The organism is Okeania sp. SIO2B9 (genome assembly GCF_010672505.1).
GTDB classification, from domain to species: Bacteria; Cyanobacteriota; Cyanobacteriia; order Cyanobacteriales; family Microcoleaceae; genus Okeania; species Okeania hirsuta.
Window position 1 is genome coordinate 1 of sequence record NZ_JAAHGK010000038.1, and the last position, 14,430, is coordinate 14,430.

General features: G+C 36.9%; 14 protein-coding genes. 5 read left to right on the top strand and 9 right to left on the bottom strand.

Translation table 11 applies throughout. The features are described from left to right. Positions 1–342: 342 nt before the first annotated feature. The gene (locus F6K13_RS02955; protein WP_124154571.1) at positions 343–834 is read right to left on the bottom strand and encodes an FxLYD domain-containing protein; all 492 of its coding nucleotides are present in this window, start codon (positions 832–834) and stop codon (positions 343–345) included. 362 nt (positions 835–1,196) lie between these two features. Here F6K13_RS02955 and F6K13_RS02960 point away from each other — a divergent pair, with 362 nt between their 5' ends. Further along, positions 1,197–1,358 carry a hypothetical protein gene (locus F6K13_RS02960; RefSeq protein ID WP_161564963.1) on the top strand — a complete coding sequence of 54 codons (162 nt, stop codon included), beginning with the start codon at positions 1,197–1,199 and terminating at the stop codon, positions 1,356–1,358. 110 nt (positions 1,359–1,468) lie between these two features. On the opposite strand, the gene F6K13_RS02965 is transcribed toward F6K13_RS02960, so the two are convergent. Both F6K13_RS02965 and F6K13_RS02970 read right to left on the bottom strand, forming a co-directional pair. Next, entirely contained in the window at positions 1,469–3,106 is a 1,638-nt protein-coding gene (locus tag F6K13_RS02965; protein WP_124146079.1) for an NAD(P)/FAD-dependent oxidoreductase, read from the bottom strand. Between the two features lie 35 nt (positions 3,107–3,141). Continuing rightward, positions 3,142–4,857, bottom strand: a complete 1,716-nt coding sequence (locus tag F6K13_RS02970; RefSeq protein ID WP_124154570.1) for an NAD(P)/FAD-dependent oxidoreductase — start codon at positions 4,855–4,857, stop codon at positions 3,142–3,144. A 120-nt stretch (positions 4,858–4,977) separates the two neighbouring features. On the opposite strand from F6K13_RS02970, the gene F6K13_RS02975 reads away from it, so the two are divergent. Both F6K13_RS02975 and F6K13_RS02980 read left to right on the top strand, forming a co-directional pair. Continuing rightward, a complete protein-coding gene (locus tag F6K13_RS02975) occupies positions 4,978–5,868 on the top strand; it encodes a PPC domain-containing protein (protein ID WP_124154569.1) in 891 nt (296 codons plus the stop codon). 751 nt (positions 5,869–6,619) lie between these two features. After that, a complete protein-coding gene (locus tag F6K13_RS02980; RefSeq protein WP_161564624.1) occupies positions 6,620–6,793 on the top strand; it encodes a hypothetical protein in 174 nt (57 codons plus the stop codon). A gap of 318 nt (positions 6,794–7,111) precedes the next feature. Here F6K13_RS02980 and F6K13_RS02985 read toward each other — a convergent pair whose 3' ends face one another. The 3 genes from F6K13_RS02985 to F6K13_RS02995 all read right to left on the bottom strand — a co-directional run bounded on the left by F6K13_RS02985 (position 7,112) and on the right by F6K13_RS02995 (position 9,592). After that, positions 7,112–8,317, bottom strand: coding sequence for an argininosuccinate synthase (locus F6K13_RS02985; RefSeq protein WP_124146076.1), 1,206 nt, complete (start codon positions 8,315–8,317; stop codon positions 7,112–7,114). 485 nt (positions 8,318–8,802) lie between these two features. Further along, positions 8,803–9,351, bottom strand: coding sequence for a YHYH domain-containing protein (locus tag F6K13_RS02990; RefSeq protein WP_240039072.1), 549 nt, complete (start codon positions 9,349–9,351; stop codon positions 8,803–8,805). 82 nt (positions 9,352–9,433) lie between these two features. Then, a complete protein-coding gene (locus tag F6K13_RS02995) occupies positions 9,434–9,592 on the bottom strand; it encodes a hypothetical protein (protein WP_161564623.1) in 159 nt (52 codons plus the stop codon). A gap of 1 nt (position 9,593) precedes the next feature. On the opposite strand from F6K13_RS02995, the gene F6K13_RS03000 reads away from it, so the two are divergent. Next, the gene (locus F6K13_RS03000) at positions 9,594–10,517 is read left to right on the top strand and encodes a glycosyltransferase family 2 protein (protein ID WP_124146075.1); all 924 of its coding nucleotides are present in this window, start codon (positions 9,594–9,596) and stop codon (positions 10,515–10,517) included. A gap of 405 nt (positions 10,518–10,922) precedes the next feature. Here the strand turns inward: F6K13_RS03000 and F6K13_RS03005 are convergent, their stop codons facing one another. The 3 genes from F6K13_RS03005 to F6K13_RS03015 all read right to left on the bottom strand — a co-directional run bounded on the left by F6K13_RS03005 (position 10,923) and on the right by F6K13_RS03015 (position 13,153). Further along, positions 10,923–11,900: a DMT family transporter gene (locus tag F6K13_RS03005; protein WP_124146074.1), complete on the bottom strand. Its 978-nt coding sequence runs from the start codon at positions 11,898–11,900 to the stop codon at positions 10,923–10,925. Between the two features lie 126 nt (positions 11,901–12,026). Further along, positions 12,027–12,164: a transposase gene (locus tag F6K13_RS03010; protein WP_240039073.1), complete on the bottom strand. Its 138-nt coding sequence runs from the start codon at positions 12,162–12,164 to the stop codon at positions 12,027–12,029. A gap of 278 nt (positions 12,165–12,442) precedes the next feature. Continuing rightward, entirely contained in the window at positions 12,443–13,153 is a 711-nt protein-coding gene (locus tag F6K13_RS03015) for a sterol desaturase family protein (protein WP_124154522.1), read from the bottom strand. A gap of 507 nt (positions 13,154–13,660) precedes the next feature. On the opposite strand from F6K13_RS03015, the gene F6K13_RS03020 reads away from it, so the two are divergent. Then, positions 13,661–13,882, top strand: coding sequence for a hypothetical protein (locus F6K13_RS03020; protein WP_124146072.1), 222 nt, complete (start codon positions 13,661–13,663; stop codon positions 13,880–13,882). Positions 13,883–14,430 lie beyond the last annotated feature (548 nt).

The window sequence follows — 14,430 nt, forward strand, 5'->3', positions numbered from 1 at the left end:
TCAAAATTTGAGGCTTGAGGGAACAGGGAACACCGGAGCTGGGAACAGGGAATAAAAAGACAAAAAGATAACTGTACCTCACGACCTTGGGAAACGCTATAGTATATTATCTTTGCAAAAGTATATTACTTTTAAAGACTCAAGAAAAATCCTAATGTTGATAGAAAAACAGATGGAGATATTTGAATTACAAAAACAGGCTTACAATTATGCAAATGAATTATAAGTAATTACCTAAATAAACAAAAAAATTCAAGCAACAGAATTTCTAATACTGTTAATTATCACACATCATTTTTGAACTTCTGAATTCTAAATTATGAATTCTAAATTCTGACTTCATTATTCACTCCATTCAACAAAAGTTGTTTCTACTTTAGCTCCTGGGGAAACATTACCTTTAAAAGATGCTACTTTTCCTGGCTCAACCGTACTAGGTTCAGCATAAATAAACCCATTATCAATAATATTTCCAGCATCATCTAATACTTGATAATTTACCTTAATTTGCTTCACAGTTTGACAACTTTGATTAGCAACTTTACCAGTTAAAAAATTACCATCGTAGTTAATATTACTAATCGGTATTTCTGTAGCTTTAACTTTTTCTGATTCTGATTTGCAGCTAACTTTTTTGCTTTCATTAATAGCTTCTCTATCGCCACATAGATTAACTAAATTAATAATTTTTCCCTCTGTAGTTTCCATATAACAAATTGGGTTATCAAATTCAGATTTTTGAGCAAATATATTCACTATATTACTCTGTAATAATTGATCATAAACTCCCCCGTGTAACAATGGTATTAATATAGTAAAATAGAAGTATTTCATAGTAACTATTAATTATATCATGTCCGCTGGGGCGCGTTTGTGTAAAACCAAGGGTGAATGTCTACAGGAAATTTACGTTTTTTCAATCTTTTAAGCCTTCTTCTCTCTTCCTTCTTCCTTACCTTCACGCTTACAATACCGATGCTATCAGACATGATATTACTGGTAAATTTATTTTTACGCTTTTCAGATAGTTTTAAACCACTAATATCAAATCCGCTCGGGTTCGGTATAAAAAATTTTTCATCCTCAGCGCAAATGTGCAAATCTTTCGCGCATTCTCTTCCCTCCTGACTCCTGACTCCTGAGTTTCTATCCTGGGAGGGGGAGGGGCGAGGGGTGGGTTGACTCCTAAGTAGGGTTTGCTGAAAAAGTATTTTAGTAGGGGTAGGAGACAGGAGACAGGAGACAGGAGACAGGAGAAATGGGAATTTAGAGGAAGTAGGAGCGGGCGTTTTGTCTCAAGATTGTTCTGCCCAACTATGCGCCTAAAATACGCTCCATGCATGAGCGTTTTAGACTGAAACAGGCGCACTTTTTTCGTTCCCAAAAAGGCACTTGTCTTTATATGTCAATGCTTTTATATTTAATCAGCAAGCCCTAAGTAATGCGCGATTAATATCATACACCCGCTTCACCAACGCCGCTGACTTCTCATTGCTTCAACACTACCTTTTAAACCTAAATCTTGTAAAATTTCCATAGCAGCTATTTCACCTGTCTGACACCCACCTTCCATATAACCTTGATTTTCTAGAAAAGATGTATGCTCCCCGGCAAAAAATATATTACCCACTCGCTCTCTTTCTACACCATAAAACTTTGTCCACTCCCCCGGTTTGTAACATAAATAAGAACCGTGAGTATAAACTTCTCCTGGCCAATAACTACGAATTGTTCGATCTGACATGGAAATATTACTAATACCAGGAAAAACCTGTTCGAGTTGGGAATTCAATTTTTGAGCATGAATTTCAGGACTACCAGTTCCTATTGCTACACCCTCAGTACCACCAACAAATTGTGTAATCAAACCCATACCTGGATGATAACGACTCTCAGAAGTTTCCCAAGTGTTTTGAAACCCTAAATCTAAATAGATATCAGCTGTAGAATTGTAGCGAGTACGCCAAATTTTTTCTTGATAAGTAGTAGTTAACTTAGAATTAGTTCCGTAACTAGCAGTATCTATAGATAACTTTTTCAAAGGTGGCAAATCTACATTAAGCTGAACTTCTCTTAACAAAGTTAAGGGTAATGTTAGCAAAATTCTCTCATAAGTACGCTCAAAGGTACTATTGCCCGACCTTAATACCACTCGATACCGACCATCAGAAAGATCATTGATCGCCTCTAATATTGTTCCCGTCTCAATAGAATTGGAGACTAAACTTGCCAACTTTTGGGGGATCAGTTCGTTACCTCCCTGTACATTAAAAAGTTGCTCCATAACACCAATAATGCCAAACTTACCTACTTGAGTACCTATTATATAGATTAAATTGAGACTAGACTGCTCTTCCATATTTAGACCGTAGTAAGTTTCATAAGCAGCTTTGACTAGCTGGCGAATTACTGGTGTAGTTTGAGGAATTCGGTCTAAATATTCGGCAATAGAGATATGATCTAGTTCTACTGCTGCCGGAATTTTTGTGGTGTAGTCTTTAAAATTAGCGATCGCTTTAAAATCTCTGTTAATCTGCTCTGCAATTGGTGCAAAGTCTGTGGTAATTTCTGCTAATGAAACCTTGCGACCTTCAAAAAAGTAAGTCTCTTGTGTTTCCAAGTTTTCATCGACTGCCTGCAAATCTACAAGATGTAATCCTAATTCCTCAATCAAACTGCGCAGATAAGTATGCTCGGTGTAGATAAATTCCCCACCAAGTTCAACAGCAAATGGAGTACCTAATGCTTTTTGGCGAGTTCGGATTCTACCTCCTACCCGGTTACTAGCTTCAATCACGTTTACTGGAACTCCCGCTTGAGTTAGACGATAAGCAGCAGTTAATCCGGCAATTCCTGCTCCTACTATTAATACTGGAGTTGTTTGAGATATTGCCCTTTCTCCACCCTTGGACAAAAGGGAAACTTTAAATTTTTGAGCTAAGTCTAAACCACCTTTTAATAAGCGAGTGCAAGCATTCGGAAATTTCCTAGCTTTAGCTTCTTTTACCATTCCTAATAATTCATCACTAGGGATACCAGTTTCTCTTGACATTCTGGCAATAGTATGAGCACGACCTAGTATTGTCATCACCGAAGATTTAGTCATTTTTGAGATCTCATTTTCTACAGTTAGCCTTCTGATTATTTTATTTGTGGCAAATTCCGTTTTTCCCGAACATACTTAGCTCCAGGTAGTCTGCGAGGTTTAGTTTGAATTTCCGACTGTACAGATCGTTTAACTCTTAACGCTTCAGTAGTTGCTATTAAATCCAAATCATCTAAAATTTCTATCGCAGCAACTTCACCACTATCACAACCACCTTCTATCCAACCTTGATATTCCAAAGAAGTATGTTCGCCAGCAAAAAATATATTCCCCACACGCTCTCCCTCCACACCATAAAATTGCGTCCACTCCCCTGGTCTGTAACACAAATAAGAACCACGAGCAAAAGGATCTCCAGGCCAATAACTACGAATTGCTTGGGATGGCATCGCCACGCTACTGATATCAGGAAAAACAAGTTCTAGTTGAGCATTTAACTGTTGAGCGTGGGTTTGAGCAGTAGCAGATCCTATTGCTACACCCTGAGTACCACCAACAAATTGTGTAATCAAACCAGGACCTGGAATGTAACGACTTTCCGCAGTTTCCCAAGTAGCTTGAAATCCTAAGTCTGAAATAACATTACCTCTGGAGTTGTAGCGAGTACGCCAGATTTTTTCTTGATAAGCAGTAGTTAACTTAGAGTTCGTTCCGTAACTAGCAGTATTTATAGATGACCTTTTCACAGGAGGGATATCTACATTAAGCTGAACTTGTCGCAGCACACTGAAGGGTAATGTCAGTAAAATTCGTTCATAAGTGCGGTCAAAGGTACTATGACCCGACCTTAATGCTACTCGATATCGACCATCAGAAAGAGAGTCGATCGCTTCTAGCACTGTTCCTGTCTCAATGGAATTGAAAAGTATATTTGCCAACCCTTGGGGAATTTGTTCGCTCCCCCCCTCTACATGAAAACGTTCATCACTGGTACCAAGAGGTTCAAACTCTCCCGGTTCAGTACCTATTAAAAAGAGTAGATTCAGACAAGACTGTTCTTCAGTGTCGAGACCATAGTCACCCGTGTAAATAATTCGGATTAGTTGACGGACTGTTGATGTAGTTTCAGGAATCCGGTCTAAATATTCGGCGATGGAGATATTATCTAGTTCTACTGCTGCTGGTATAGGTGTGGTATAGTCTTCAAATTCATCGATCGCTTCTAAATCTGCATCAATTTGTTCAGCAACTGGCGCAAAGTCTCTAATCAGTTCTTCTATTGGTACTCTACGATTTCCAATAAAGTAAGTGTCCTGTATTCCTAAGCTCTCATCCACTGCCAATAAGTCTACCAGATTTAATCCTAATTCTTCTGCTATACCACGGGTACAAAAATGATCTGTATCAATGAATTCCCCACCCAATTCCACTGAGAATGGTGTACCTAACGCTTTTTGGGTAGTTAGCATTCTACCCCCTACTCGGTTCTTAGCTTCTATCACATTTACTGGTACTCCTGCCTGAGTAAGGCGGTAAGCTGCAGTTAATCCCGCAATTCCAGCGCCTACTATTAATATAGGTGTTTGTTGAGCCATTGCTCGTTGTCCACCCTTGAAGAAATTAGAAGCTGCCATTGCTCCAGCAAATCCTAAACCACCTTGTAATAAACGACGGCGAGTAGTCCGAAATTTATTACTTTGAGCTTCTCTTACCATTCCTAATAACTCATCGCTGGGAATGCCAGTTTTTTTAGACATTCTGGCAATACCATAAGCGCGACGTAGGATGTTCATTAAAGAAGATTTACTCATAATTAATGTCCCTTAATTTTTAATTATAAATTTTGAATTTAAAGCATACATAAATGAACGATTGTAGTAAGATAACATTGCTTAGGTTGCAATGTAAACTCAAAAATAAACTTTTAAGAAATGTTAACTATTGAAACTCTGTTTGATGAAGGATTTTATTTATTTCAAAACCCCGATGTTGTAGATGAAATTGCTGCGGGTAATTTCAGTAGTGGTTTGGAACATTTTGTGAATGTGGGTCAATTTGAAAATCGCGACCCCAATGCTTTATTTGATACTAGCTTTTATCTCGAAATTAATACTGATATAGCTGCTGCTATTGAGGAAGATAATCTGACGGCAGTGGAACATTTTCTTAGGTTTGGTCAATTTGAATTGCGCGACCCTAGTCCTTTATTTACTAATTTATTTTATAGAGCAAATCCTGATTTTGCTACAACATTAGAGTCAGCAGGATTAACACCTTTTGAACATTTTGTCAGATTTGGTCAATTTGAAAATCGCGACCCTAGTTTTTTGTTTGATACAGATTTTTATCTTGCTCAAAATCAGGATGTAGTGGAGTTATTAAATAATGGTATTTTTAGTAGTGCAATTCAACATTATATTTTAGTTGGTTTGCCAGAAAATCGTTTGAGTACTCCTCCAGATTTTAGAGATGATTTGTTAAATATTAATGCCGATCTTGGTGTTTTGGGAAGTGCAGAATTTAGCAATTTTATTGGAGATGGAAATCCAGTAGATGTTTATAGTTTTATTTTGAATACTCCTAGTAGTTTAGATGTTGTATTAACTGGTTTAGTTGGGGATGCAGATGTGGAGTTAATTGAGGATATTAATAATAATGGAGTGGCAGAAACTTTAGAGGTTTTTGCTGAGTCAAGAAATGTGGGTACTGTTGATGAAATAATAGGTGTTGATTTCTTACCAGAGGGTAATTATTTTGTCCGAGTTTCTGAGTTTAGTGGTCATACAAATTATTCTTTGTTTTTAGAAGCTAGTCCAATTTAGAGTAATTAATCATAATAGGGTGGGTAAATTTTGAGTTATCATCAAGTAACTATAAATTTTTCCTCTTTATTTGCCTGCCCTAAATTTAGTTATAAGTTATTCAGTTGACGAAGGAAACCAAACAAAAATATTTTTGGAAAAGTTTCCAAACTGTTCCCCTAAATAAATTAATATCCTTAGATACTTTGCTTTCTTCCCTACAAATAAATCCAAAATTGGGAATCATATCATTTGCTCATAACTTATTCAATAAAACCAATTAATTATACTGTTAATTTTCAGGTAATTCTCCAAAGCGATCGCGATAACGAGCTAATCAAAATTCTAATTCTTCGGCTCGTTTTTCTGCTTCTTGCCGTGCCCCAATTTCCTGATTCAAAACTTCTCGTAATTCATCATAAATTACCAATTTTGCTCCCGTATCTTACCGATAAAATCTGATCAATTTATCCTCAACTTCTAATTGTAATCCTAAAGGTTCGCTCCGACCATCTGTAATACCAAATTCACGCAAAGGCAGTTACATCTTAATTTGTGATTTCTTCTTAAAAGAAAAAATTATAAATTCCATAAATTCTAAAATTTCCACCTTTTTTTCCTCTTTAATATTTATGTTTTTCTTTCTCTGTTCCCAGCTCCGGTGTTCCCTGTTCCCTGTGTCCTCACGCTTTGCAATATTTTATGAAATTGGTATAGTTAACTTATAATCTACGATATCCTTGCAATTTTTCTTCTTGAACGAATGCTAAAAATGAGTGAGTTGAATCAACAAGAAAAAAAGTTGAGGAAACAAGAACAAGATTTAATATTTAGAGAAATGTCTCAACCAATTTCTCTAAATATTAAATATCAACGAAAACATATAAAAAAATTAGAAATTGAAGAAAAATCAGAGCAAAATGATAAATTAAAAAATCAAGATTAGAAAAATATTTATTCAGTTAATGTAGGTTGGGTTGAGGCATGAAACCCAAAATGATCAGGACTTACGCATGAGGTACGAAAAAATAGGATTTGAGATTGCTTTCCGTTCCGGACTGCTCCGCAAACCCTCTGGGTTGCAATGACCACAATACCTTGTAATCCTTAAGTCCTAATCATTTCGATATTTGTTGGGTTGCGCAATAGAACATCCATTCCGCTGCGCGATCGCTTAACCCAAACTACACAAAAAAAATTATTCCTGTAGAAATGAAAAAATATCCCTACAGGAACAACTAATTAAAGTTAAAAAATCGCCAATTTATTCACCTCTAACTTTCTCCGACCAAACACGAGTCGGCAAACCCCAAACATAAATAAACCCTTCCGCCGCTTTATGGTCGAACTCATCCTCAGCACCATAAGTCGCCAAATCAAAACTATATAAAGAATTGCCAGACTGACGACCGACAACCATCGCATTACCCTTAAACAACTTCACTCGCACAACACCAGTCACCCTTTCCTGAGTCTGCTGAATAAAAGCATCCAACGCACCCTTCAACGGACTAAACCACAAACCGTTATAAACCAACTGACTGTAAGTTTCCTCAATACCACGCTTATAACGAGTCACGTCAGCAGTCAAAGTTAAACTTTCCAAGTCGCGGTGCGCTTGAATAAGTACCCACATTGCCGGAGACTCATAAATTTCTCGTGATTTAATTCCCACTAGACGGTTTTCAATCATGTCAATTCGACCAATACCATGATTTCCCACTATCTGATTAAGTTTAGTAATTAACTCAATACCACCCATTCCTTGACCGTTGAGACTAATAGGAATTCCTCCCTCAAAACCAATTTCAACATATTCTGGTTCATTGGGAGTATCAACGATCGCTTTAGTCATATTATAAACTTCCTCCGGCGCCTCCACCCAAGGATCTTCCAACTCCCCTGCTTCGATCGCCATCCCCAATAAATTTTTATCAATGCTGTAAGGGGAAGATTTTTTCACTGGTGCTGGAATGCCATATTTTTCACCGTAGGCAATAGTCTCCTCACGACTCATTCCCCACTCCCGCGCTGGAGCAAGAATTTTGATTTTCGGGTTAAGTGCAGCAATAGCAACATCAAACCTTACTTGGTCATTACCCTTTCCAGTACAACCATGGGCGATCGCATCAGCACCATATTTTTCTGCTGCATCTACTAAGATTTTAGCAATTAAAGGTCTAGCTAATGCTGTCGCTAAAGGATAGCGATTTTCATATAGAGCATTTGCTTGAATAGCAGGAAAAGCATATTCTTGAATCAAAGGTTCGATAACATCTATAACCAAAGATTCTACCGCACCCGAATCTAATGCTTTTTTGCGGACTCCTTCTAACTCATCCCCTTGTCCTAGATCTGCAGCAAGAGTAATTACTTCTTTGACACCCCACTCATTTTTTAAGTAAGGAATGCAAACGGAGGTATCCACTCCACCAGAATAAGCTAATACAACTTTAGTGGCACGACTCATAGATTTTTCTCTAGAATTACAACTGGGTTTTTATTATGGGACTAAGCCTTTAAATTTATTGTCAGGCAAAGTACAGATTCTAGAGTTTATCTTAATTGTGGGAGAAATTAAAAGTGGGCTATAGAATCAGCTTTTGGAAATGAGTGGATGTGGAGTGCTTTTTCCAGTTATTAAAGTTAATATCTAATACCCAACTATACTATTGCAGAAGAATTATCAACTTTTATTCTAGGGGTTTGGTTGCTAAACCACTACTTCTAAGTCTTTCCTTAAACTAAGTAAAGAAAAGATATAATTTTAAGATTTAGATGAATGAGTTATTTCATATTTAAAATCAGCAATACCATCTCATTATCTATAATAAATATTCGGATTACTTTTAAGAAGAGGTAATTATTAATTATTGAAAAAGAAGATTTTGTCTATATACTATATAAATGATGGATAAAAATAAGTACTCCCTAGCATCTCTAGGGAGTAATGGCTTATTGTACATAAATAATCAACTGACTAACATTCTTAATCGCTTTCATTGCATAACTATCATTAGGACGGAAGTTTAACGCTCTTTTGAAATTTATCAAAGCTGTCTGATAGTCTTTGTTTTCTGTTGATCTATAACCAATATTCATACATTGCTCGTAGTTAAAGCAAGAACCATTTATCCGATAAACATGAGGCTGTAATATATTAAAATTAGTGAATGCTTGGAGGTCATTAGATTGAAAACTTAATGCTTTTTCATAGTAAAGATAAGCTCTTAAAAGATCGCCTGTTTCCCAAGAAGAATATCCTAAACTATGACAAAGTTGATTAGTTGAGCAGAGAATAACTACGTTTCCAGTATCGCCTAAAGTTCTTAACCCTGTGCTGTTGCCAGAATTTCCAGAAGTCCCATAACTCCCCGATCCTCCTGATGAAGTTCCTCCATGACAGTGATATCTTCCTGTTGATCGGTTTGTGTGGCATCCACTGCTATCGGTTCGGCCTGAATGAGCGATAGCAATACAAGGAGTTAATAGTCCTACTACCACCCCCCCCCCGCAAAAAATATCTTTTGAAAAATATTTTTCATTGTTTCTAATAGAGTTTGAAGAGTACTTTTCAAGTATAAAACTATTTTCTGTCTATTGAATTATTCTGATTTTCTGGTGTTAATGATCGCCCTGTAGAATCATCATACCTGAATTCAGCAAGACCCTTTTTTATCCATGCTATAACAGCTAAGACCCATAATGTACTACCTACTATCGAGTTATCCCACTCAGGAGACAAAATGTTTTTCAGTGTAGTTATCCCCACTTATAATCGCAAACCGATTTTAGAAAAGTGTCTTCGCGCTCTGGAAAATCAGGATTATGACTACCCAATTATAGATTATGAAGTAATAGTTGTCGATGATGGCTCGACGGATGATACTATCCCCTGGTTAGAAACAGAGGCCAAAGAATTTCCCCATGTCCAACTATTTTCTCAGTCCCACCAAGGGCCAGCAGCAGCTCGGAATTTTGGTGTTGAACAGGCCAAAGGAGATTTTATTATTTTTATTGATAGTGACCTGGTGGTAACAGATTCTTTTCTACAGTCACACGCAAATAGTTTGATTGCTCAAAAGTCAGATAATGTATTTACTTATGGCAGAGTCATTAATACTTGTAATTTTGATTTTCCCACTTCAGAACCTTATAAGTTGACTGATTTTTCGGCAGCTTTTTTTGCTACAGGAAATGTAGCGATCGCTCGTAGTTGGTTAATTGAAGCTGGATTATTTGATACTCGTTTTGAACAGTATGGTTGGGAAGATTTGGAGTTAGGAGTTAGGTTAAAAAAATTGGGTTTAAAATTGATTAAGTGTCCTGATGCTGTTGGTTATCATTGGCATCCACCTTTTTCTTTGGAGCAATTACCAGGAATGATTGAGCGAGAAATTCAAAGGGGAAAAATGGGAGTTTTGTTTTATCAAAAACATCCGACTTGGGAAGTTAAAATGATGATTCAAATGACTTGGCTACACAAATTATTATGGGGAGTTTTATCATTAGGTGGAAGATTAAATGAAAAGACAATGGCTGGTTTTTTGCAATGGTTAATTGACCGAGGTAAGTCACAGTTGGCTTTAGAAATTTCTCGTATATTTTTGAATTGGTATAATGTACAAGCTGTTTATACTGCTTATAGAAATATTGAGAATTATACTTAATAGTTCAGATGGGAAGCAGAGGAGCAGGGGAGAAGGGAGGAAAGAATCATAGTAGATAGGAAAAACTACTTAGGGCTTGCTGATTGGACACTATAATTTTTTTCTGGCTTTTGACTTTTGACTGTCTTGAGTGCGTCTTGCATTCTGAGGAAACCTCGCCAATTAGCACTCGCTTTTGACTTATGTTTTTATGCATAGCACTCAGCTACCTTGATCAGGAGTCAAATTCTCAGTTAAATATTAAGCATAAATACTTGCTGAATCCTTGTCTCCTATTGAGCACTATAATTTTCTTCTGACTTTTGACTTTTGACTTTTATGCTACGTTTTGTCGTGCGGAATGTAGGGTATAAATGACTGGGAATTAAGGGGAGACAGGAGTCGCGATCGCTGCCTCCCTTGAGATTAACTTCTCTTTGCTTCCTCCGTGAAATTCACCCTCCCTCGGCTTGAAACGGCTAAATACATTCCTGAGACGACAATGACAAAACTGAGCAATGTGAGTGGACTTAGCTGCTCAGAAAAAACGATCCAGCCCTCGATCGCACTCAAAGAAGGAATGACTAAAGCCAGCAAACTGGCAAAAGCAGCGGAAATTTTCTTCAGGCAATAAGCCCAAAGTCCAATCCCTAACATTTGTCCCACCAAAGCCAGTTCAACGACAGCGAACCAGCCGACAGCGGTGGTTGGGAAAAAAGATTCCCCAGTAATCACTAACAGAATTAGCAGCACAAAAGAACTCGTGATTGAAGACCAGGTCATAATTGTTAAAGGGTCTAACTGTTGTCGCAAGCGCTCGATAATGAGGGGATGAATCCCAAAAAATACTGCAGACAGTAAAGCTGCAGCATCTCCCCAAAATTCGATGCCAAACTCGAAGGAAAGCAGGCTCTCTGATTCTAAAATAGCCGCGCCGACGACCGCTACAAACATCCCCACTAGGAAACGGCGATCGAAGGTCTGTCCGAAAGCAAGCCACCCTCCCAGCACTGTGAATAGGGGAACTAAATTGTGCATAAGTGTTGAATTGGCAATGCTAGTTTGTTCTAGAGACCAAGCCCATAATATTAATCCCACTGCCAAAATAATTCCGTCTGCAATCAGAAGAGCAATTCTTCTTGTCGAAAGTAAAGAAGGAGTCGCCCAGTCCTGATTCGTTGAAAAAAAAGGTTTGATGCACAAAAATGCAAGACTTGCAACCCAATAGCGATTAAATGCTGTGGTACTAAAGCTCATTTCATTTTCCCCAAGACGAAAAAAAACTGGGGTTAGGGAAATACAGAAAATACTTCCCAGCAATGCACCCCAGGCATCTGTGGGGATAGAATTGAAAAAGCCTTTCAAACCTAGACTAAATTGATTCTCTCTAAGTTTTTCTGTCATTTTCTACATTCTCCACACACTCATTCCATGCTTTTGAGTTTAACTATTATTAACAAAAATGTGAGTGTTTTCTCATCTTACACGCAGCTAAAATTGCAGTGTTCGCAATTTGAAAACACGCTCCGATCAAGACAGAGACTCTTTAACAGTTCCACACCTAGAGCAAGTTTTAGAACTAGGAAACCATCTATCAAGAATGGTTAAGGATGATCCGTAAAGTTGAAATTTGTACTCTAGCTGTCTGCGGAATTCATAAAAACCCATATCTGCACCCACCCCTCTAGCTCCCCTCCCGGGAGGGGATGGAGGTAGGCTGTGGTTTTGAGCTAGATAGCTAGTAAGTTTATGCAATGCATATTTTCTACTGAGTATCCAACTGAATTTTACTTCGCTTTGGGATAATCAGCTATATCCAGTTTCTTTACTGATTACAGGGAGATTTGAGTGAGTACCAACGCTTGTTTAGTGGCAGGAATTTAATTGAAATTTATGCCCTCGTTAAGAAAAGATGCACTCCTGATATCTTTCCCACCCCATTAATACTAAAGTCCCACAATCATTCTAGCTGTCACCGGTTCTTCACCAATGCCATACTCTTCTGTCTGGGAATCAACTAAATCTGTATTGAAATAAGTACCAAAAATGTGGTCAAAGATGACAAGCATACTTGCCAGGTTCTTATTGTGGAACCTCTCTTCAGCAAGGTGATGGACGTGGTGGTATCGAGGGGTGACAATCACATACTCTACTACTCGCATCCAAGGTCGCCACTTAATGTTGAGATGGCTAATCGTGTTGTGAAATGATGCAATCGCGCCATACACAATAGCAATGTGAGCAGGAATAGCTAGTGCAGGAAACCATAAGCCAATGCTTGCAAACATTAGTTTACTTGTTAAGCTTGATTTTACACCACTCAGCCACCATAGTTTCTGTTCTGAATGATGCCACTTATGAGTTTGCCAAATCTGTTCGATATAGTGCATATGCCAATGAATGACATAAAGACTGAATTCCCTTAAGAAAATGGCTAGAATAACCCTAGAGTATAGAGGAGCAGACAAAATGTTAGTCCAACCAATTGCCTCGACGAAGGGTGCAGAAGTAATAAAATTCTGTATCGGATAGTAAGCATAGACAACAACGACAATATAAAGCATCATTATTGCAGCATTCTTGATATCTTCCAGGATTTCCTCTGAATAGTTAATTTCCTTTAAGGGATCTTTTTTTTCCCAAGTCCAAAGGATCAAGCCTGGGACAAATGTTATTGCCCACGCTGAAATAATGTTATTCACTTTGTTAGTTTTATGTTGATGATCACACAGTCATTATTTATAGCACATAGACATTTAGATGTCAATCTTTATAGTTAATTTTGTGTACCTGTTTATAAAACCTATTTCCTAGGTCAATGCTCCGAAACGAAACAAAATTTAGTAGTGTCAAACACCTAAATTCGTAGTGCTATAAAATTATATTACTCAAAAGTTAATTGAATATTTCATAGTAACTTCCCAAAATAACGCTATATTTGCTCAAGACTTCAGTTATTAATTAATAAGTAAGTAAGAGCAATATTTTTAACGATCCGTTTACAAAGAGCGAAGATATTTTATTCATTTCACTACTCCCTATTCTCAATAAAATGTAGCAAGAATTTTGATATTTGGTATCATATAGACTAAAAAATATCATAATTTCTGATTTTTAATTTGGAACTATTTTGATATAACCATAGCTAATTTATTTACACTATAATGATTGAACCTGATTTTCCTCATATTATGCTTGCCTTTGAATATAAAGGTTGGAAAGTTGAAATAGACCAAGGTGAAATGAATGGATATCCTACTTATGCAGTTTGGGCTAATTACAAATTAGGTTGTGTTGTAGCAGTACCTTATGCTTCTTCTCGACAAGAGGCAGTTAAACGTGCCAAGCAATGGATTGATGATCGAAATAATAGGAAAATAACTTAAATTACCGAATAATTAAGGTTTAAAGCTTCTCCTTTAAAGGAGAAACAAGAAAAATTTTTCCTTTGAGTCAATCCTCTCTTTTTCAACGAGAAGTAATTGTTAATTATTAATTATTAATTGTTGAACATACCTTTACTTTAACTTCATTTATTCCTTATTTTTGATATCTCAAGCAGTTATTAAATAATATCATGTTCGGATGAAAGCCTGATAAATATAATTCTCTATGTATCACCGTTCCGTCAAACTTCTACTACATATCGCCTTTTGCCTATCAATTATAACTATTCAACCGAACATGATTAAAGTATTGATATTTGAGAAATGGTATAGGTGAAATGAAATATAAATTAGTAACACATATAAATTATTGTCTAAAACAACAATAACTTAAATAATCAGTAATTTAGTCATTATTTATTCTAAATTACCTTCCTTAAAAGCCATAATCCTAATTCGCTTATAATCAGCCGTCCATTTACCCTTTTTATATAAATGAGGACGCAATCTATTTTCAATATCATCAATAATAATACTTTGCTTTTTCT